The organism is Bradyrhizobium sp. CSA112, from assembly GCF_029051645.1.
In the GTDB taxonomy this organism is placed as follows: Bacteria; Pseudomonadota; Alphaproteobacteria; order Rhizobiales; family Xanthobacteraceae; genus Bradyrhizobium.
Genome location: NZ_JAACFS010000019.1, coordinates 1 through 18,301, shown reverse-complemented (window position 1 = coordinate 18,301; position 18,301 = coordinate 1). Strand labels below are relative to the sequence as shown.

The following is an 18,301-nucleotide window of genomic DNA, read 5'->3' as shown; positions in this document are numbered from 1 at the left end:
CTTCCTTGCGCCGCCGGGAATTATCCGAGGTCTCGCCCGCTTACGACGTCGTCGTGATCGGCGCCGGAGCCGCCGGCATGTCGGCTGCGCTTTTTTCCGCCATTCGAGGCGCGAAAACGCTGCTGGTCGAGAAGACCGGTTTGGTCGGCGGTACCTCCGCGCTGTCGGCGGGATCGATCTGGATACCCAATACGCGCCATGCATCGGCCGCCGGGGCGACCGATAGCGCGGCGAACGTCGAAAAATATCTGCAGCAGATCGTCGGGAACCATGCCGACGTCGCGCTGCGCGCAGCCTTCCTGAAGGCGGGTCCCGCGGCGGTCGAGGTTCTGGAAAATCGCTCCGAAGTGAAGTTGCGGGCCTATGCCCGTCATCCCGACTATCGCTCCGAACTCGAGGGCGCGGTGCTCGCCGGGCGCGCGCTGGAGCCGTTACCGTTCGACGGGCGGTTGCTTGGCGAGGCGTTCAAGCTGATTCGTCCGCCGCTGCCGGAGTTCACGCTGCTTGGCGGCATGATGGTTGACAGGACCGATATCGGTCATCTCTTGTCATCGACGAAGTCCGTCAAATCGTTGTGGCACTCCACCAAGCTCTTTGCGCGTTACGCGCGCGACAAAGCGAGCCATGGCAGGGGCACGCGGCTCGTGATGGGTAATGCGCTGGTCGGCCGGCTCCTGTATTCATTGATGCGTCAGGACGTGGATATCCTCACCGGTGCATCGCTCGCGAAGATCATCCGGGAACCCGACGCTCCCGTTACGGCCGCGAGTTTGACCTCGGAGGGAGTATCGCGCGAGATCGGCGTCAATGCCGCGCTGATTCTGGCGGGAGGTGGGTTCAACCGCCATGCGAGCCGGCGTCTCGCGGCGCTTGGAACTGAAGCCGGCTGGTCGTCCGTTGCGCCGGGCTCGAGCGGCGATGCGCAGGACAAGGCCATTGAGATCGGTGCGCGCCTCAGCGAGCGCGACGTCAGCCCCGCATTCTGGGCGCCGGCATCGATCCGTCGGCGGCGCGACGGATCACAAGCGGTCTTTCCGCACTTCGTGCTCGACCGTGCCAAACCGGGGACGCTGGTCGTCGACAGCAACGGGCGCCGGTTCGTCAACGAAGCGATCTCCTATCACCAGTTTGCGCTGGAGATGCTGGCGAAGGGAAAATCGGCCATCCCGGCGTTCCTGATCGCGGATGCGGTTTCAGTCCGGAAGTATGGTCTTGGCATGGTGCGGCCCGGCGGCTGGGGCGTGAGAGCTGCTGTCGCCGACGGCTATCTCAGCGCCGCCGACACCATCGAGCAGCTTGCGCTGCGATTGAGCATCGATCCCAGTCAATTGCGCGAGACGGTCGACAAGATGAACCTCTATGCGCAAACTGGTCGCGATCCTGAATTTGGCAGGGGAAGCACGGTGTATCAAAATCACAACGGTGATGCGTCTGCGGGCGCGGCCAATCCCAACCTTGGCCGCATCGCGATCGCTCCCTTCTACGCGGTCCGGCTTTATCCTTCCGATATCGGCACCTCGTCCGGACTTGTCACGGACGAGGCTGCCCGCGTTCTCGATGCCGGCAATCAGCCGATTGCCGGCCTCTACGCTTGCGGCAATGACATGCAGTCGATCATGGGAGGAACCTACCCCGGACCGGGGATCACGCTCGGACCGGCTATCGCGTTTGCTTATATCGCGGCGTCGGACGCGGCTCGGCGCGTGGGCATCGAATGATGCCGTCGTTTTCGCTTGCCGCGCTTACCGCGCTCGAACTTGCACCACCCGAATTGATCGACGTCGCCGCCGTCTGCGGCTACGACCACGTCGGACTCCGCCTTCTGCCTGCGATGCCCGGAGGCGTTGCCTATCCGCTGATGGAAGATGACGCGGCTTTGAGGGAAACCATCGCGCGGCTGGCTGCGACCGGTGTGACCGTTGCGGATCTGGAAGTGGTTGCCATCCGGCCGGAAACGGAAATCGCGGCGTTCTCGCCATTTTTTGAGGCCGGTGCGCGCCTCCGCGCCAGGCATGTTCTGGTCGCCGCATACGATCCCGACCTGGGCCGGTTTGCGGATCGCTTTGCCGGATTTTGCGAGGCTGCCGCGCCCTATGGATTGACCGCGGATCTCGAGTTCATGCCGTGGACGAGCGTGCCTGATCTTGAGACGGCCCGACGAATTGTCGAACAGGTTGCGCAAGCAAATGCCGGGGTTCTCGTGGATGCCCTGCATTTCGACCGGTCGCAAAGCTCGGTCGGCGACATCGCAGCGATCCCCGCCGGCAAGCTTCACTATTGGCAATTATGCGACGCCCCGGCCGAACGGCCGGCGACATCAGAGGAAATGATGCACGCCGCTCGAAATGAGCGAATGTTTCCCGGAGAGGGTGGCCTCGATCTGGTTTCGCTGGCGCGAGCCATGCCGCCGGATATCGCAGTTAGCATCGAGGTCCCGACCGCGACGCTCGCGCGGACGGTGGGTGCTGAGGCGCGGGCCCGGCGCGCGCTCGAAGGGGCAAGGAGCGTTGTCGCGGCGGCGAGGTAATTACCTTGGGTTCGGTTGACAACCCGCTTATGACGGAAGGTGACACCACATCGTTGTTACTAGGCACGACGTGGAATGGCGGGGATGCGAAGCAGGCTTCGAGCTATAGCTGCCGGTGAGCTGACGGGTTAGGATTGGGTCGCCCGCGGGGGCGGAGCACCCGATTACCCATGATCGAACCCAATAGAGCGCGCGAAGTGCTGGGCCTGCTCGGTTTTTTGCTGGTGGCAACCGCGCAGGTCTCCAACATGATCCTGGCGCGCGGCGTTGCGGGAAGCGTGCCGCCATTCTCGATCGCGTTCTTTCGCTGGAGCATCGTGGCGCTCGGGCTGTTGCCGGCCGTCGTGATGGCATTGCGGGAAAAGCCTGGCCTGTTGCAGGGGCAGACGCTCGGCATCGTGACGGCTGGTTTTCTCGGCATGTTCATCTGCGGCGGCCCGGTCTACGTCGCCGGCGTTACGACCTCGGCGATCAACCTGGCGTTGATCATGGCGCTCGCGCCGCTTGCGGTACTGCTGTTCTCTTTCATTTCGGGACAAGAATCGATCCATCGAAGCCAGGTCATCGGCATGCTGCTCTCGCTGGCGGGCGCGGCGCTAATCATTACCAAGGGACAAGCCGCCGTTGGAGCCGGCGTGGTGACCGGCGACCTGCTCGCACTGATGGCGATGCTGGGCTGGGCGGGATACACCTTGCTGCAGAACCGTGTCGGCAGCGGCGTGAGCTTTCTGGCTCGAATCGGCCTGTTCGCGGCAGCCGGCGCGCTGTTCTCGCTGCCATTTGCCATCCACGAAATGTGGTCTGTGCCTGCCGCTGCATTCAGCGGACGGGCGGCGCTGGTCTATCTCTTCGCAGGATTGGTCCCCGGGCTTTTTGCCTATTCCGCCTATGCCTATCTCGGCGCGAGGTTCGGCGCGGTGTCGACGTCGTTGAGTCTCTATCTCGGGCCGATCGTCAGCGCGGTACTGTCGATCCTGTTTCTCGGGGAGGCGCCGACCATGATCCATCTGATCGGCGGCGCGCTGTCGCTCGGCGGCATGTGGTTGAGCCTGCAGGCCAAGCAGGGCGGGTCATCACCCTAACGCGACATCGGTTCGATCAATATCAAGGCATTCTTCGCGCTCGATGCCCGCATTTGCCGAACTGAAACGTCGCCCGCTCCGTGACGGGCTGCCTTCGCGGCCACTTGACAATAAGCTATCGGTTATATAATAACGTTGTTATATAACTTACCTCAGATGAACCATGTCAAACCTCGACGCCGCCTTTTCCGCGCTGGCTGACCCGACACGCCGGGCGATTCTGGCGCGCCTCGCGTTGGGTGAGGCCACCGTCATGGAGCTGGCCGAGCCGTTCGAGATGACGCAACCCGCCATCTCCCGACACCTCAAGGTGCTCGAAGGCGCAGGTCTCATCCTCCGCCGGGTCGAAGGCACGAAGCGGCCGTGCCGGCTGGCGCCGGCAGCCGTTGCCGAGATCGACCAATGGCTCGGGATGCTGCGCAAGGCCCTGAGCGCGAACTACAACCGGTTGGACGACGTTCTGGCCGCCATGAAAACCGAAGAGTGAAAGGCAGTCCCATGAGCAAGTTGACGCTGAAGACCGAAGGCGACACCCACGTCGTTGTTACCAGGCACTTCGCCGCCGCGCCGGAAGCGGTGTATCGCGCGCACACGGAGCCGGCGCTGATCCAGAAGTGGTTGCTCGGTCCGGACGGCTGGACGATGCCGGTCTGCATCAACGAGGCGCGACCGGGCGGCAAGATCCGGTACGAGTGGAGCGACGGCAAGGGCGGTAGCTTCTACCTGACCGGAGAGTTTATCGAGACGGTGCCGTTCAGCCGGCTCGTTCACGTCGAGCGGATGCACATGCCCGATGCGACGCCGGACAACCACGTTGAAACGAATTTTGCACCCGACGGCACCGGTACATTGATGACCATGCGGATGACCTTGCCAGACGCAGCGACGCGGGCCGCCATGCTGTCGACCGGCATGGAGCATGGAATGGAAGCGAGCTACGTCCGGCTCGACAAGCTTTCCGCGGAGACCAGGCCGTAACGCGAAAGCCACGAGCCGAAGCCTTACTCTATCACCGCATGATCAGGCACGGCCGACTGGGCGCGCAGGGTGGCCTTGCTGGAGCCGATCATGATCGCGAGCGGGATAGCGCAGGCGGTAAAGATCATCACCATCTGGTAGTCGTACGAAAACGCGATGATCTGGGCCTGCGCCTTGACCATCATGTCAGCCATGGCGCGGCCCTTGTCGGTGGCGAGATCGATCATGCCGCTTACGTTGGGCATCTGCAGTGCGTGATTGAACGGATTGATGTGCTCCGACAGGACCGCGTAGGTGTAGCGCGTGCCTTGCGTCAACTGCGAGATCACGAGCGAGATCCCGATCGAGCTTGCGACATTGCGCATCAAGGTCAGCATCGAGGTGCCGTCGGTACGCAGATGATTGGGCAGCGTCAGGAACGCCACCGTGGAGAGCGGCACAAACACCAGGCCGAAGCCAAAGCCCTGGACCACGCTGATGATCATGATCTCGGTCGCCCCGGTCTGGTCGGTCCAGCGGGTCATGTAGAACAGCGACAGGCAGGTGATGCCGAGGCCCGAGACGATCAGCGTCCGCGCCTCGATATGGCGCATCATGCGGCCGACCAGCATCATGGCCACGAACGTGCCGCAGCCGCGGCTCGCCAATAGAAGCCCGGCCGTGATGATGGGATAGCCGATCACGTTCTGCAGGAACGGTGACGACAGCGCCATGGTCGAGAACAGCACCAGCCCCATCACGGCCATGAACACGCAGCCGCCGACGAAATTCTTGTCCTTGAACAGCGCGAACTGGATGAAAGGCCGTGGCGTGGTCAGGGAATGCGCCAGGAAATAATAAAAGCCGACGGCTGAAATGATGAATTCGGCGATGATCTCATTGGATTCCAGCCAGCCGAGTTGCTCGCCGCGGTCGAGCGCAAGCTGCAGCGCGCCGATCGCGATCGCCAGCGCGGTGAAGCCGAACCAGTCGAAGCGCAGCGCTAGGTCTTTTTTTGTCTCGTCCATGAAGATCACGAGGCCGAGCACGGTGATGATGCCGAACGGCAGGTTGACGAAGAACACCCAGTGCCAGGAATAGGTCTCGGTCAGCCAGGCGCCGAGCGAAGGGCCCATGATCGGCCCCATCATCACGCCCATGCCCCAGATCGCCATCGCTTTCGCCCGCTCATGCAGCGCGTAGGAATCGAGCATCACGGCCTGCGACAGCGGCACCAGCGCCGCGCCGAACACGCCTTGCAGCAGGCGGAACAGCACCATCTGGCCGATGTCCTGCGCCAGTCCGCACATCACCGAGGCGATGGTGAAGCCGGCCGAGCAGATGATGAAGATGCGCTTGCGGCCGAAGCGGTTGGCGATCCACCCCACAGGCGCGGTCATGATTGCGGCGGCCACGATATAGGAGGTGAGCACCCAGTTGATCTGGTCCTGCGACGCCGACAGCGTGCCCTGCATGTAGGGCAGCGCGACGTTGGCGATGGTGGTGTCGAGCGCCTGCATGATGGTCGCCGTCATGGCGCAGATCGTCACCATGTTCCGGCGCAGGCCGGGAACGGATGCCGACGGCTGGCCCGAGGTCGCCATGGCGCTATTCGTGATCCTGATTGGCCGCTGCCGGCGACAGGCCGAGCAGCGCCGATAGCGAACGACGGTGGTTGGTGTCGATGGTGGCGTACACGCTCATGCCGGCCTTAAGCTTGCGAACGAACTTGTCGTTCTTGTCGAAATAGATTCGCACCGGCACGCGCTGCACCACCTTGACGAAATTGCCCGAGGCGTTCTGCGGCGGCAGGATCGCGAACTGCGCGCCGGTGCCGGGCGAGAGCGAGCCGACCGTGCCCTTGAACGGGTGGTTGGGGAAGGCATCGACTTCGAGCGTGACGGACTGGCCGACCTCGACATAGGTGAAATCGGATTCCTTCGGATTGGCGTCGACCCAGGGGTTCGAGGTGTCGATGATGCTGAAGACGGGCGTGCCGGCGGCGACGAAGCGGCCGAGCTGAATCTGCTCGACCTGCGTGGCAATACCGGCCATCGGCGCGCGCATCACCGTGTGGTCGAGATTGCGCTGGGCCTGATCGAGCGCAGCGTTGGCCTGGGCGTAGGGCGGAAATTCGTCGAGCGGCAGCTCGGGATTGCCGAGCAGTTGCGCTTTTGCTGTGGCGATCTTCTGCTGCAGCAACTGGAACTGCGCACTGGAGGTGACGAGAGCGGTGGACGCATTGTCGAGGTCGAGCTGCGAGCCGAAATTGTTCTTCACCAGCGCAGACTTCCGTTCGACGTCGCGCCGCTTCAGGTCCATGCCCTGCTGCGAAAGTTCGCTCATCTGGCCGTAGATCTTGAGGTCGGCGATCAAATTGTCATAGGTGACCTTGGTCTGCGCGAGATTGGCCTTGGCCTGCGCCACGGCGAGGCGGAACGGGACGGGATCGATCTCGAACAGCACGTCGCCCGGACCAACCTGCTGGCCCTCTTTCACCACCACCTTCTCGATCTTGCCGGAGATGTCCGGCGTGATCAGAACCTTCTGCGCGCCGACATAGGCGTCGTCGGTGGTCACGTAGCGACCGCCGTTGAGATAGAACGTCACGCCGGCCACCAGCGCGGCCAGCGGCAACGCCACGAGCAGCAGGAAGCGGCGGTAGCGACGCATCCCGGCCATCAGCCGGCGGCGCGGCGCGGCCGCGAGCTTCGGCCGCGTCGGGGACGCGGGATTGCTCTTCTGCTCGGGCGGGAATTTGAGCACGGGATCAGCCATAGCGCTGCTCCTTTCGCGGAGGTTCGTTCGCCGGATTCTGGATCGCGTTGCGAACGTTTTCCTTGATCAGGTCGAGTTGGTCGAGCAGGCGGTGGGCGTCAGCGGGATTGATGCCGTCAAGCGCGGTTGCCGTCAGTTCGGAGCGAAGCCCGGCGAGCTTGCCGAGCAGCGGCCGCGCGGCCTTGCGCAGGTAAAGGCGGTTGACGCGGCGGTCGTTCTCGTCGCCGCGGCGTTCGATCCAGCCATTGTCGCAGAGCTTGTCGATCAGCCGCGTCAGCGTGATCGGCTGCATCTCCATCTGTTCGGCGAGCTCCGATTGCTTCAGGCCTTCGGTTCGCTCGACCTTGGCCAGAACCGCCCATTGCGCACGGGTGATGCCGTAGCGCGCCGCCTGCCTGTCGGCATAGGCGCGCACCATCCGTTGCACTTCGCCGAGCGTGAACAGGAAGTTCATATCCACGGAACCTCGCATGGCTCAGCCTCCATAAGCTTGCGATATAATAAGCTTGCTTATGAACTCTGCATGCGGAGTTAACAATGGCCTGATCCGCTTCCAGCACATGGCTGGGCACCAACGGATCCCCGGGGCTTTGGGATTGGCCGTCAAGCTGCTACAAAACACCGGCAATGACCCTGACGAAGCCGACATTTCCTGCTCCGGACCACGATCACGGCCGCTGCACTGCGGAAGCGATCGCACATGCCGAACAGGTCTGCGCGCGGCGGGCGCAGAAATTCACCCCGATCCGGCGCCAGGTGCTGCAGGCGCTGCTGTCGAGCCACCGCCCGCTTGGCGCCTATGAGGTGATCGACGAACTCGCCAAATCGATGCCGCGGCCGGCGCCGATCACGGTCTACCGCGCGCTCGATTTTCTGATGGAAAACGGTCTCGTCCACCGTATCGAGAGCCGCAACGCCTTCCTCGCCTGCGCGCATGACCATGACGAGACCTCGATGGTGGCATTCCTGATCTGCGACCATTGCGGCTCCGTCGGCGAAATTCCTGCAGCCCCCGTGGCGCAAAGCCTCAATGCGGCGGCGCGCGCGTCGGGTTTCGCGCCAAAGCTCTCCGTCGTCGAGATCGCCGGCACCTGCGCTCACTGTCAGAATAAATAGAGAACACGGCACATAAGCCGGCCACGAGGATAGATGTCGTCCAAGCCAGTACAACTGTCTGCCGGGCGTGCGCTCACCCCGGGCGCCATCGCCTTGATGCTGATGCTGTGCCTGAGCTGGGGGTTCAACCAGATCGCGGTGAAGTTGGTGTTGCCGGACGTGCCGCCGATGCTGCAGGCGTTGAGCCGCTCTGTCGGCGCGTTGCCGGTGTTGCTCGCGATCGGCTGGTTTCGTGGTGTGAAATTCTTCGAGCGCGACGGGACGCTGTGGCCCGGCGTGAGCGCGGGCGTGATCTTCGGTATCGAATTCGTGCTGATCTATCGCGGCTTGCTGCTGACATCGGCGTCGCGTGCAGTGGTGTTTCTGTATACGGCGCCGTTCTTCGTCGCGCTCGGCTCGTATGTCTTTCTCGGCGAACGGCTGCGGGCGCCGCAATGGGGTGGCCTGGCCCTGAGTTTCGCCGGGGTGGCGCTGGCGATCGGCGTCCCCCAGGCCAATGTCGACGCGAAGGTCTTGCTGGGCGACCTCCTGATCGTCGCCGGCGGCGCACTCTGGGCGGCCACGACGCTGATCGTCAAGACCACCGCGCTGATCAAGGCCCCCGCGGAAAAGGGGCTCGGCTATCAGGTGGCGCTATCGATCCCGATTCTCGCGTTTGCCGCGTGGATATCGGACGAAACCATCACCCACGTTCCCGGGCCGCTGTCGCTGTCGCTGCTGGCCTATCAGGCGTTCTGGGTGGTGGGTCTGACGTTCCTGTTGTGGTTCGCGCTGGTGAAAACCTACTCAGCCAGCAAACTGTCAGCCTTCACCTTCGTCACGCCGCTGTTCGGCGTCGTCGCCAGCTACTTCATCATGCACGATACGCTGACCATCGCCTTCGGCGTCGCCGCGCTGCTTGTCATCGCGGGACTCTATCTCGTGAACAAGCCGGATCCGAAGGTCACGCCGGACCCGAACGTGCCGGCGTGATGGCGGATGCCAACCGCGTCATTGCGAGGAGCGTAAGCGACGAAGCAATCCATCTCTCCTCATTCGCGGATGGGTGGATTGCTTCGCTTCGCTCGCAATGACGGGGAATCGCTACCCCGTCTCGATCGGCAGCGAAGCGTCCTTCGCCCATTCGCCCATCGACCCGTCATAAAGGGTGAGCTTGTCGTAGCCGAGCTGGTAGAGCAGGAACAGATCGACGGTCGCCGAGATGCCGCCGCCGCAATAGGCGACCACGCGCTTGTCCTTCGTGATGCCTTGTGCGTTGAATTTGGCCTCTGCCTCGCCAAGCGGGACGAAGGCCTTGGTCCGAGGATCGAGCAGCGTGGCTGCGGATACGTTGCAACTGCCGGGCACGCGGCCGGGGCGGCCGTAGCGGCTCGGCTCGAGGCCCTTGTGGAATTGCGGACCGAGTGCGTTGACGACGACGGTGCCTCGCTCGGACGTGGCGGCGAGCGTTTGGTGCTTGTCGACGAAAAATCCGTCCTTCGGTTTTGCCGTGAATGTTGCCCGCGGATAGCCCTTCGCCGGTCCGGTTTCGAGCGGGCGTCCCTCGAGCTTCCATTTGTCGAGACCACCGTCGAGGACCGCGACATTCTCGAAGCCGAGCGATTTGAGCATCCACCAGAACCGCGTCGCCCACATCGGCGTGCCGATGCTGTACAGCACCACGTGGCTCGCGTTGGATATGCCGTGACGGCCGAACGCGGTCTCGAGTGGCGCAACATCCGGCATCATGAAGCGGAGTTCAGTGTTCGGGTCTGAGAACTCGGCCTGCAGATCGAGAAAATCCGCCTCCGGAATATGCCCGGCTTCAAAAGTGTGGCGTCCGGGCACCGCTAGATAGGGCAGGCTGGAGCCTTCGGGCGCGGGTTCGAGGTAGGTGGTGCAGTCGAACAGGCGCAGATCGGGCCGGCCCAGAATATCAGCAAGTTCCGCCGTAGAGATGAGCCCGTTACGCCCTGACATTGTTGGCCTCCCGTTATTTTCGGCCGATGCTAGGGCCTGCATCGGGCTATGAAAAGGCGGCCGGGAGTTGCGCTCGCCCTTTCAATTCGGCGATTCCTGTCCAATATAGCTGACAACGGAAGCCGAGCTGTTTCTGCTTGCTTCCGGCCGCCGTGACCGGCTTAAGCTATTGAATATACAATACAAAAATCCGAAGCGTGACGGGGCGCACAGACCCTTCGCCACCCCCTTGGTGAATGTCACCAAAACCTGATATTCGAGGCCCCATGAACAAGCCCGAAATAATCCCGCAAGACGACGTCGCCGGTCCGAAGGCCCGGCATAAAACCACCCAGGTCATGGTCGGCAATGTTGCCGTCGGCGGGGGTGCGCCCATCGTCGTGCAGTCGATGACCAATACTGACACCGCCGACGTCGAAGGCACAATCGCGCAGGTCGCGGCGCTGTCGCGCGCCGGATCGGAAATGGTGCGCATCACTGTCGATCGCGAGGAGGCGGCTGCCGCCGTTCCGCATATCCGCGACGGCCTGCGCAAGCGCGGCATCACCACGCCGCTGATCGGTGACTTCCACTATATCGGCCACAAGCTCTTGGCTGAATATCCGGCCTGCGCCGAAGCGCTCGACAAGTATCGCATCAATCCCGGCAATGTCGGCTTCAAGAACAAGCGCGACACGCAGTTCGCCGACATCATCGAGATCGCCAACAAGAACAACAAGCCGGTCCGCATTGGCGCCAACTGGGGCTCGCTCGATCAGGAGCTTCTGACCAAGCTGATGGACGAGAATACGGCCTCAGCGAACCCGCGCGACGCACGCGCGGTGACCCGCGAGGCCATGGTGCAGTCGGCCTTGCTGTCGGCGGCCCGCGCCCAGGAACTCGGCATGGCCAAAAATCGCATGATCCTGTCAGCCAAGGTTTCCGCTGTGCAGGACCTGATCGCGGTCTATCAGGAGCTGGCGCGCCGCTCGGATTACGCCATCCACCTCGGCCTTACCGAAGCCGGTATGGGATCAAAGGGCATCGTTGCTTCCTCAGCCGCGCTCGGCATTCTGCTGCAGGACGGCGTCGGCGACACCATCCGCATTTCGCTGACGCCCGAACCCGGCGGCGACCGCACGCTGGAAGTCCAGGTCGCGCAGGAATTGCTGCAGACCATGGGCTTTCGCACCTTCGTGCCGCTGGTTGCGGCATGCCCGGGCTGCGGCCGTACCACCTCGACCACGTTCCAGGAGCTGGCGCGTTCGATCCAGGATTTCATCCGTGAGGAAATGCCGGGCTGGAAGACGCAATATCCCGGCGTTGAAACGCTCAACGTCGCGGTCATGGGCTGCATCGTCAACGGCCCCGGCGAATCCAAGCACGCCAATATTGGTATCTCCCTGCCCGGCACCGGTGAAGCACCGGCTGCGCCTGTGTTCGTCGACGGCAAGAAGTTCCGCACCCTGCGCGGGCCCACGATTGCCGCCGACTTCAAGGCGCTGGTGATCGACTATATCGACCAGCGCTACGGCAAGGGCAGCAAGGCGCCGGAGAGCGCGGTAACCGCGGCGGAGTAAACCGTAGCCCGGGTGGAGCGAAGCGAAACCCGGGACTTTCGCGCAAGTTGATCGACCGATCCCGGATTGCGCTTCGCTCCATCCGGGCTACGATGATCCCAATCAAGAATGATTGGGAGAACGCCCATGTCTTCGCTGTCCGGCAAGCAGGGACCGCGCTATCGCCACCTCGCCGATGAAGCCCAGCCCTACGAGACCATCGCCGTCGAAAAGCTGACGCCAATTATCGGCGCGGAGATTTCTGGCGTCGATATCGGCAAGCTCGTTTCCGACGATACCCGTTCCAACCGCCAGATGGACGAAATCCACCGCGCGCTCGCCGAAAATCTCGTGATCTTCTTCCGCGACCAGCACATCACCCCGCAGCAGCACCTCGCCTTCGGCCGCAAGTTCGGCGAATTGCATGTGCATCCGGCGGCGCCCAACGAGGGCGATCCGGCGCTGATGAAGATCTACGCCGACAAGGATTCACCGCGCGCCAATGGCGAAGGCTGGCACAGCGACGTGTCCTGCGATGTCGAGCCGCCGATGGGATCGATCCTCTACATCAAGCAATGCCCGCCACGCGGCGGCGACACGCTGTTCGCCAACATGTACGCAGCCTACGAGGCGCTGTCGGACCGCATGAAAATCTATCTCGACGGGCTGACCGCGCTGCATGACGGCGAGCAGACCTATCGCGGGCTCTACGCCAATTACGGCGTGGCCGACCGGCCGGAATACCCGCGCGCCGAGCATCCCGTGGTGCGAACCCATCCGGTCACCGGCAAGAAGGCGCTGTACGTCAATCGTGGCTTCACCCGATACATCGTCGGCATTCCCCGCGACGAGAGCGACGCCATGCTGGCGTATCTCTACCAGCACGCGGAAAATCCGCTGTTCCAGTGCCGCTTCCGCTGGACGGAAAACGCCATCGCATTTTGGGACAATCGCTGCGCCCAGCACCGCGCGATGTGGGACTACTGGCCGCACACCCGCTCCGGCACGCGGGTGACGGTGAAAGGTGAAAGGCCGGTATGATCAGGGACGCGTTGACGCCTTCTCCGGCGTGCGCCAAGCTTGGGCAAAAGCAATAAACATCCGGAGGACGTCCCATGCTCCGCGCCGAAGACAACAAATTCCTGACTGAGAGCGGACCGGGAACGGGCATGGGCGAATTGCTGCGCCGGTTCTGGATTCCCGTGCTGCTGTCGAAGGAATTGCCGGAAGCCGACGGTCCGCCGAAGAAGATCGTCGTCATGGGCGAGGAACTGCTCGCGTTCCGCGACACGCGCGGCGTGGTCGGCGTCATCGATCAATACTGCCCGCATCGCGGCGCCAATCTCTGGCTCGGGCGCAACGAGGAATGCGGTATCCGCTGCGTCTATCACGGCTGGAAGTTCGACACCGACGGTCGCTGCATCGACATGCCGACCTCCTATCCCGATCTCAACGCAAAGGATCTGATCCGCATCAAGTCCTATCCGGTGCGGGAATGGGGCGACATGATCTGGGCCTATATGGGCCCGGCCGATCAGGTGCCCGAATTGCCCGATCTGGAAATGGCGCTGCTGCCGGCTTCGCACCGCTACGTCTCGAAGAAATGGCAGGACTGCAACTGGGTGCAGGCGCTGGAAGGATCGATCGACACCGCGCATTTCACCTTCGCGCATCTGTCGTTCGAGAAAGAGGAGAACGAAATCCTCGATATCAAGAAGCACTTTGTGAACCCGTTGACGCGGGTCGCGACCGATCACATGCGATGGATCGCCGAAGACCCGCGGCCCGTGATCAAGATCAATCCGCACGAGGCCGGCCTGACGGTCGCGGGCGGACGGTTGACTGGCTCGGACAATATCTACTGGCGTATCGCCCAGTTCCTGATGCCGGTGCATTCCTATGCGCCGAGTTCGATGCCCGGCGAGAATATTTTCGGCCAGAGCTTTGTTCCAGTGACGGATACAAATTGCTGGATCTTCACCTATGCATGGAATCCGGAGCGCCCGCTGACGCAGGCCGAGCGCGACGGCTACGACCGGGGCAACGGCGTGATGGCCGTGGTCGACGAGAATTATGTTCCGCTGCGCAACAAGTCGAACGACTATCTGATCGATCGCAAGCTGCAGAAGACCAGCAGCTACACCGGCATCAAGGGCGTGTCCGAGCAGGACGCTGCCGTGCAGGACAGCCAGGGCCCGATCGCCGATCGCAGCCGCGAACATCTCGGCCCGACCGATTTCGGCATCATGCATTTCCGCAAACTGGTGATGGATGCCGCCCGCGCGCTGCAGCAGGGCGAGGCGCCGCCGCACCTGAAGCATCAGGACCGCTACGCCGTGCGCTCCGGCGCCTGCGTCACGAGCAAGGCAAAGGACCTCACCGCTGTCATGATCGAGCGGTTCGGCGATGCGGCCGGCTATGTCGGCGGGCCCGGCAGGAATGCGGCGGCGGAGTAGCCTCAGTTCTCCCGCCGAGTCGTCGCCGCGAACGCGGGGACCCATAACCACAGGCTTGCGTTGTGGAAGAAAGCCGTCGACCAACGTGCCTGATAATTACCGCCGCGGTGTATGGGTCCCGGCTCGCGCTTCGCTTGGCACAGCTACAGCGCAATCTTTCGATACTCCCGGTTGCTCAGGCTCGCTTCCTCCAGGTCGAGGTCGCGTTCGATCCGCCGCCTAGTCTCGTCGGTGATCTTGCCATTGCGAAGCAGCACATGGATGAATTTCCGTTCCGACGCGATCAATTCCCGCGTTAGCGCGGTGCCGGCCACCGTGATGTCGTGCGCGCCGGGGTCAAGTGAGTTGGGTAGTTGGTTGGCGCGGATTTCATGCCGTGCCCTGAGCAGCTTCACGACTTCATCGGAGAGTTCGCGGTCGTCGGTGATGGCATCGAGCGACTTGAGCGCGGCATCAAGCGCCTCGCGCCGGGCCGCGATCTCGGCCTCATGTTCCGCGACATGCTCGCTGCGGCCGTCTTTGGCGACCCCGAGCCATCGCACCACCACCGGCAATCCAAGCCCCAATCCCACCAGGGTGATGAATATGACGCCGAAGGCGACGAACAGGATCATGTCGCGGTGGGGAAAGCCCTCACCGCTGGGCAGTGCCAATGGCAACGCCAGGGCCGCTGCGAGCGACACCGCGCCGCGCACGCCGGTGAAGGCCACCACGAACACGGTCTGCCAGGATGGCAGCGGGTCACGTTCGCGGATTCGCCTGCTGATCAGACGCGGCAGATAGGTTGCGGGATAGACCCAGGCAAAGCGCGCGACGATGACGATGATGGAGACCAGCACCGTGGCGAACAGGATTTCCTGCAGCGGAAACGCCTTCGATTTCTCGAACAGCAACCGCATCTGGAATCCCGTCAGCAGGAACAGAAGGCCCTCGACCAGATAGATCACAAGGTCCCAGAAGAAGATGCCCTGCAGTCGCGTCGCCGATGAAATCAAGAGCGGTCCGTTCCAGCTTATGTAGAGCCCGCAGGCAACCGTTGCGATTACGCCGGAGCCACCGAGATGTTCGGGGATCCAGAAGGCGAGGTAAGGGGTGATCAGCGACAGCGTAATCTCGACCTGCGGGTCCCGCGCGCGATGGCGTGCGCGCAAGGAGAGCCATCCGATTGCCACGCCGAACAGGATTTCGCCGACCACGATGACGGAAAAGGTGCCGGTGGCCTTCGGTAGCGAGAACAGCCCGGTCGAGATTGTCGCCACGGCGAAGCGATAGAGGATCAATGCGGTGGCGTCGTTGGCGAGCCCCTCGCCCTCGAGCACGACGAGGATGCGGCGAGGCATGCCGAGCTTGCGGGCGATCGCCAGCGGCGCCACCACGTCCGGCGGCGCGACGATCGCGCCCAGCAGGAAGCCGACGCCCCAGGGCAGCCCGATCAGATAGTGCGTCGCGGTCGCGACAGCGAAGGCGGTGAAGATCACGCAGCCGACCGACAGCAGGATGATCGGACGGAGATTGGACTTGAATTCGCGCCAGCTCATGGCGACGCTGGCCGAATAGATCAGCGGCGGCAGGAATACGAGCAGCACCAGCTCGGGCGGCAATTCCACCGTCGGCATGCCCGGCACGAAGGCGAGCGCGATGCCGGCGAGCATCAGCAGGATGGCCGGTGCGACATTGATTCGCCGCGCCAGCAGCGCGGTCCCTGCCAGCACGGCGAGCAGGATCAAAAAGATCTGAAACTTGGCTTCCATGATCGCCCCCAATCGCAAGGAAAAACCGCGAGGTCAATGCAATGCGCGCGGCAGCTCGCTAAGGTGGAGCGATCCGGTTTCCGCAGTCGAATATTCCGCGCAAGCGCGCGTCGCAGGGACGCCATGCGCATGGACTGCTGGCGCGAGGCGGAATGTGATTGAGGGCTTCTTTCGGGGCTGGACTGATGAGGTCGCCAGCGGGGATATTACTCCCGCAGATCGTAGCGGTAGGATTTCGAGACGATCTTCCAGCCGTCGCGCAGCTTCATCGCCACCAGATAATCGGTGAAATAGCGCGGCGGCAATTGGCAACGCACCTTGATGAAGGCGGTCTGATCATCGGAGCGGTCGATGGTGACGATGAAATCCTCGCGCGGCTTGCCCTCCGCCTTGGCGGACGGCCGCTTGCGCACGCGATCGAGCCAGTCCGGTACGGTGAGCACCTGCAGTTCGCCCTTTTCCAGCCAGCGCAAATCGGCAGTGGTGTCGAAGATCGCGCCGAGCTTGTCGGCATCGCCTTCATACAGGCCATCGAAATAGTTCTGGACCACGGCTTCGACGGTCGATCGGTCAGGGCTCACGGCAATTCCTCCCGGCGAAAAGAAATTTGTTCGAGTTGAATTAAGCCACGAACCCGTTCATTGCGCTATGGGTGACTTCATCACAGGTGCGAGGAGTTAGACGTGACGGGTTCAGCAAAATCGAATGCTCGTATTCTTGCCGGAGAGTGCTTCTGTCGCGCGGTGGGTTATGCCGTCGCTGACGAATTCGCATACGCCATGAACTGCCATTGCTCGAATTGCCGGCGCACTACCGGTGCGGCGTTCGAGCCGTTCGCCGGCATCGCGCGCGACAAGCTTGGCGTGATCAGGGGTATGGACAACCTCACGGTTTATGGCGACGAGGCGAACCACGACGCGCATTGCGGGCGGTGCGGCTCGTTGCTCTATTCGGTGGTGCGTGACGGCGCCTTCGTCCATGTTGCCATGGGCACGCTGGTCGACGATCCCTCAATCCGTCCGATGGCCCACATCTTCGTTGGCTCCAAGGCGTCCTGGTTTGCGATCACAGACGACCTGCCGCAATATCCGGAACATCTCATGCCAAGCTGAGCGCCCGCTCCGGGAATACATGCTCGCCGCCGGGGGTCTATATCTGGCCGGGGGAACCCGGCAGAAAACATGATCGGCCAGGGGCCGAACCGCCGTGGGCGTTGGCCCGACTAACGATGAGGTAAGGGTGCGGTTCACGTTGCCGTGGATCGTGACTTAACTCACAAAGCCGGGCTGCGGCTTCTGGTAGGCAGGCCTGCGTGGTAGAAGGTGCGAGGCTCCGGAAGTGTCATGATGAAATCTGGATCGCTGAAATTGCTTCGATGGGCCGCTGCAGCGGCGGCCTTCCTGTTCGTGAGCGAGCCGGCCCTTGCCGAGAAGCGCGTGGCGCTGGTGCTGGGCAATTCCGCCTACAAGAATGTCGCACCGCTGGCCAATCCGATAAACGACAGCGCCAAGATCGCGTCGACGCTGAAAGAGGCAGGCTTTGATGTCGTCGATTCCCGCCGTGACATGGCCGCAGCCGAGACCCGTCGCGCGCTGCGCGACTTCGCCGATCGCGCGCGCGATGCCGATATCGCGGTGGTCTATTACGCCGGCCACGGTATCGAGGTGGACGGCGCGAACTATCTGATTCCCGTCGATGCGCGGCTGGAACGCGATACCGACATCTATGACGAAGGCCTCTCGCTCGACCGCATCCTGATCGCGATCGAACCGGCCAAGAAGCTGCGGCTTGTGATTCTCGACGCCTGCCGTGACAATCCGTTTGCCCGGACCATGAAGCGCACCGTCGCTTCGCGCGCGATCGGGCAGGGCCTGGCCAAGGTCGAGCCGACCAGCCCGAACGTCCTGATCGCCTATTCGGCCAAGGCCGGTTCCACCGCGGCCGACGGCGACGGCCAGAACAGCCCGTTCACGACGGCCCTGTCGCACCATTTGACGAAGCCCGGGCTCGACGTGCGCCGCGCCTTCGGTTTTGTCCGCGACGAGGTGCTCAAGACCACCAACAACCGGCAGGAACCCTTTGTGTATGGTTCGCTCGGCGGTGAAGACGTGCCGCTGGTGCCGGCGCCCCGCCCGGC

Annotated in this window: 18 protein-coding genes; 12 read left to right on the top strand and 6 right to left on the bottom strand. The window is 63.0% G+C overall.

Annotated features, from left to right (window positions below; translation table 11 throughout):
- The first annotated feature begins 5 nt into the window (after nt 1-5).
- The 5 genes from GWE18_RS26145 (at nt 6) to GWE18_RS26125 (ending at nt 4,587) form a co-directional block, all read left to right on the top strand.
- Complete coding sequence (locus GWE18_RS26145) at nt 6-1,718, top strand: FAD-dependent oxidoreductase (protein ID WP_275188570.1); 1,713 nt, start codon at nt 6-8, stop codon at nt 1,716-1,718.
- Entirely contained in the window at nt 1,718-2,527 is an 810-nt protein-coding gene (locus GWE18_RS26140) for a TIM barrel protein (protein WP_275188569.1), read from the top strand. The genes GWE18_RS26145 and GWE18_RS26140 overlap by 1 nt, the downstream gene beginning before the upstream one ends.
- A 170-nt stretch (nt 2,528-2,697) precedes the next feature.
- Nucleotides 2,698-3,609: a DMT family transporter gene (locus GWE18_RS26135; RefSeq protein WP_275188568.1), complete on the top strand. Its 912-nt coding sequence runs from the start codon at nt 2,698-2,700 to the stop codon at nt 3,607-3,609.
- Nucleotides 3,610-3,772: 163 nt separating this feature from the next.
- Nucleotides 3,773-4,096: a metalloregulator ArsR/SmtB family transcription factor gene (locus tag GWE18_RS26130; RefSeq protein WP_275188567.1), complete on the top strand. Its 324-nt coding sequence runs from the start codon at nt 3,773-3,775 to the stop codon at nt 4,094-4,096.
- Between the two features lie 11 nt (nt 4,097-4,107).
- Nucleotides 4,108-4,587: an SRPBCC domain-containing protein gene (locus GWE18_RS26125; protein WP_275188566.1), complete on the top strand. Its 480-nt coding sequence runs from the start codon at nt 4,108-4,110 to the stop codon at nt 4,585-4,587.
- 23 nt (nt 4,588-4,610) lie between these two features.
- Here the strand turns inward: GWE18_RS26125 and GWE18_RS26120 are convergent, their stop codons facing one another.
- From GWE18_RS26120 to GWE18_RS26110, 3 genes are read right to left on the bottom strand one after another with little or no spacing between them, the layout of a single operon-like run.
- Nucleotides 4,611-6,170 (bottom strand): MDR family MFS transporter, encoded by a 1,560-nt coding sequence (locus GWE18_RS26120; protein ID WP_275188565.1) that lies wholly within the window; start codon nt 6,168-6,170, stop codon nt 4,611-4,613.
- A 4-nt stretch (nt 6,171-6,174) separates the two neighbouring features.
- The gene (locus tag GWE18_RS26115; protein WP_275188564.1) at nt 6,175-7,344 is read right to left on the bottom strand and encodes an HlyD family secretion protein; all 1,170 of its coding nucleotides are present in this window, start codon (nt 7,342-7,344) and stop codon (nt 6,175-6,177) included.
- Nucleotides 7,337-7,816 (bottom strand): MarR family transcriptional regulator, encoded by a 480-nt coding sequence (locus GWE18_RS26110; RefSeq protein WP_275188563.1) that lies wholly within the window; start codon nt 7,814-7,816, stop codon nt 7,337-7,339. The genes GWE18_RS26115 and GWE18_RS26110 overlap by 8 nt, the downstream gene beginning before the upstream one ends.
- A gap of 155 nt (nt 7,817-7,971) precedes the next feature.
- Between GWE18_RS26110 and GWE18_RS26105 the strand changes: the two genes are divergently transcribed.
- A complete protein-coding gene (locus GWE18_RS26105; RefSeq protein ID WP_057853714.1) occupies nt 7,972-8,460 on the top strand; it encodes a transcriptional repressor in 489 nt (162 codons plus the stop codon).
- Between the two features lie 33 nt (nt 8,461-8,493).
- On the top strand, nt 8,494-9,432 hold the full coding sequence (locus tag GWE18_RS26100) for a DMT family transporter (RefSeq protein ID WP_275188562.1): 939 nt from the start codon (nt 8,494-8,496) through the stop codon (nt 9,430-9,432).
- A gap of 111 nt (nt 9,433-9,543) precedes the next feature.
- On the opposite strand, the gene GWE18_RS26095 is transcribed toward GWE18_RS26100, so the two are convergent.
- Nucleotides 9,544-10,419, bottom strand: coding sequence for a sulfurtransferase (locus GWE18_RS26095; protein ID WP_275188561.1), 876 nt, complete (start codon nt 10,417-10,419; stop codon nt 9,544-9,546).
- A gap of 266 nt (nt 10,420-10,685) precedes the next feature.
- On the opposite strand from GWE18_RS26095, the gene ispG reads away from it, so the two are divergent.
- The 3 genes from ispG (at nt 10,686) to GWE18_RS26080 (ending at nt 14,413) form a co-directional block, all read left to right on the top strand.
- Nucleotides 10,686-11,978, top strand: a complete 1,293-nt coding sequence (gene ispG / locus GWE18_RS26090; protein ID WP_275188560.1) for a flavodoxin-dependent (E)-4-hydroxy-3-methylbut-2-enyl-diphosphate synthase — start codon at nt 10,686-10,688, stop codon at nt 11,976-11,978.
- A gap of 126 nt (nt 11,979-12,104) precedes the next feature.
- A complete protein-coding gene (locus tag GWE18_RS26085) occupies nt 12,105-12,998 on the top strand; it encodes a TauD/TfdA family dioxygenase (RefSeq protein WP_275188559.1) in 894 nt (297 codons plus the stop codon).
- 74 nt (nt 12,999-13,072) lie between these two features.
- Complete coding sequence (locus GWE18_RS26080) at nt 13,073-14,413, top strand: Rieske 2Fe-2S domain-containing protein (protein WP_275188558.1); 1,341 nt, start codon at nt 13,073-13,075, stop codon at nt 14,411-14,413.
- A gap of 143 nt (nt 14,414-14,556) precedes the next feature.
- Here GWE18_RS26080 and GWE18_RS26075 read toward each other — a convergent pair whose 3' ends face one another.
- Together GWE18_RS26075 and GWE18_RS26070 are read right to left on the bottom strand one after the other, a co-directional pair.
- Nucleotides 14,557-16,164: a Na+/H+ antiporter gene (locus tag GWE18_RS26075; RefSeq protein WP_275188557.1), complete on the bottom strand. Its 1,608-nt coding sequence runs from the start codon at nt 16,162-16,164 to the stop codon at nt 14,557-14,559.
- Between the two features lie 206 nt (nt 16,165-16,370).
- Entirely contained in the window at nt 16,371-16,745 is a 375-nt protein-coding gene (locus tag GWE18_RS26070; protein ID WP_275188556.1) for a nuclear transport factor 2 family protein, read from the bottom strand.
- 102 nt (nt 16,746-16,847) lie between these two features.
- Here GWE18_RS26070 and GWE18_RS26065 point away from each other — a divergent pair, with 102 nt between their 5' ends.
- The gene (locus GWE18_RS26065) at nt 16,848-17,276 is read left to right on the top strand and encodes a GFA family protein (RefSeq protein ID WP_275188555.1); all 429 of its coding nucleotides are present in this window, start codon (nt 16,848-16,850) and stop codon (nt 17,274-17,276) included.
- A gap of 231 nt (nt 17,277-17,507) precedes the next feature.
- The coding region (locus GWE18_RS26060) for a caspase family protein (protein WP_275188554.1) at nt 17,508-18,301 on the top strand (794 nt) is incomplete at its 3' end.

Bases quoted from the DNA above. Each gene is read 5' to 3' on its own strand.
- GWE18_RS26140 (WP_275188569.1), top strand. From the start codon at position 1,718: ATGCCGTCGTTTTCGCTTGCCGCGCTTACCGCGCTCGAACTTGCACCA.
- GWE18_RS26135 (WP_275188568.1), top strand. From the start codon at position 2,698: ATGATCGAACCCAATAGAGCGCGCGAAGTGCTGGGCCTGCTCGGTTTT.
- GWE18_RS26130 (WP_275188567.1), top strand. From the start codon at position 3,773: ATGTCAAACCTCGACGCCGCCTTTTCCGCGCTGGCTGACCCGACACGC.
- GWE18_RS26125 (WP_275188566.1), top strand. From the start codon at position 4,108: ATGAGCAAGTTGACGCTGAAGACCGAAGGCGACACCCACGTCGTTGTT.
- GWE18_RS26120 (WP_275188565.1), bottom strand. From the start codon at position 6,170: ATGGCGACCTCGGGCCAGCCGTCGGCATCCGTTCCCGGCCTGCGCCGG.
- GWE18_RS26115 (WP_275188564.1), bottom strand. From the start codon at position 7,344: ATGGCTGATCCCGTGCTCAAATTCCCGCCCGAGCAGAAGAGCAATCCC.
- GWE18_RS26110 (WP_275188563.1), bottom strand. From the start codon at position 7,816: ATGCGAGGTTCCGTGGATATGAACTTCCTGTTCACGCTCGGCGAAGTG.
- GWE18_RS26105 (WP_057853714.1), top strand. From the start codon at position 7,972: ATGACCCTGACGAAGCCGACATTTCCTGCTCCGGACCACGATCACGGC.
- GWE18_RS26100 (WP_275188562.1), top strand. From the start codon at position 8,494: ATGTCGTCCAAGCCAGTACAACTGTCTGCCGGGCGTGCGCTCACCCCG.
- GWE18_RS26095 (WP_275188561.1), bottom strand. From the start codon at position 10,419: ATGTCAGGGCGTAACGGGCTCATCTCTACGGCGGAACTTGCTGATATT.
- ispG (WP_275188560.1), top strand. From the start codon at position 10,686: ATGAACAAGCCCGAAATAATCCCGCAAGACGACGTCGCCGGTCCGAAG.
- GWE18_RS26085 (WP_275188559.1), top strand. From the start codon at position 12,105: ATGTCTTCGCTGTCCGGCAAGCAGGGACCGCGCTATCGCCACCTCGCC.
- GWE18_RS26080 (WP_275188558.1), top strand. From the start codon at position 13,073: ATGCTCCGCGCCGAAGACAACAAATTCCTGACTGAGAGCGGACCGGGA.
- GWE18_RS26075 (WP_275188557.1), bottom strand. From the start codon at position 16,164: ATGGAAGCCAAGTTTCAGATCTTTTTGATCCTGCTCGCCGTGCTGGCA.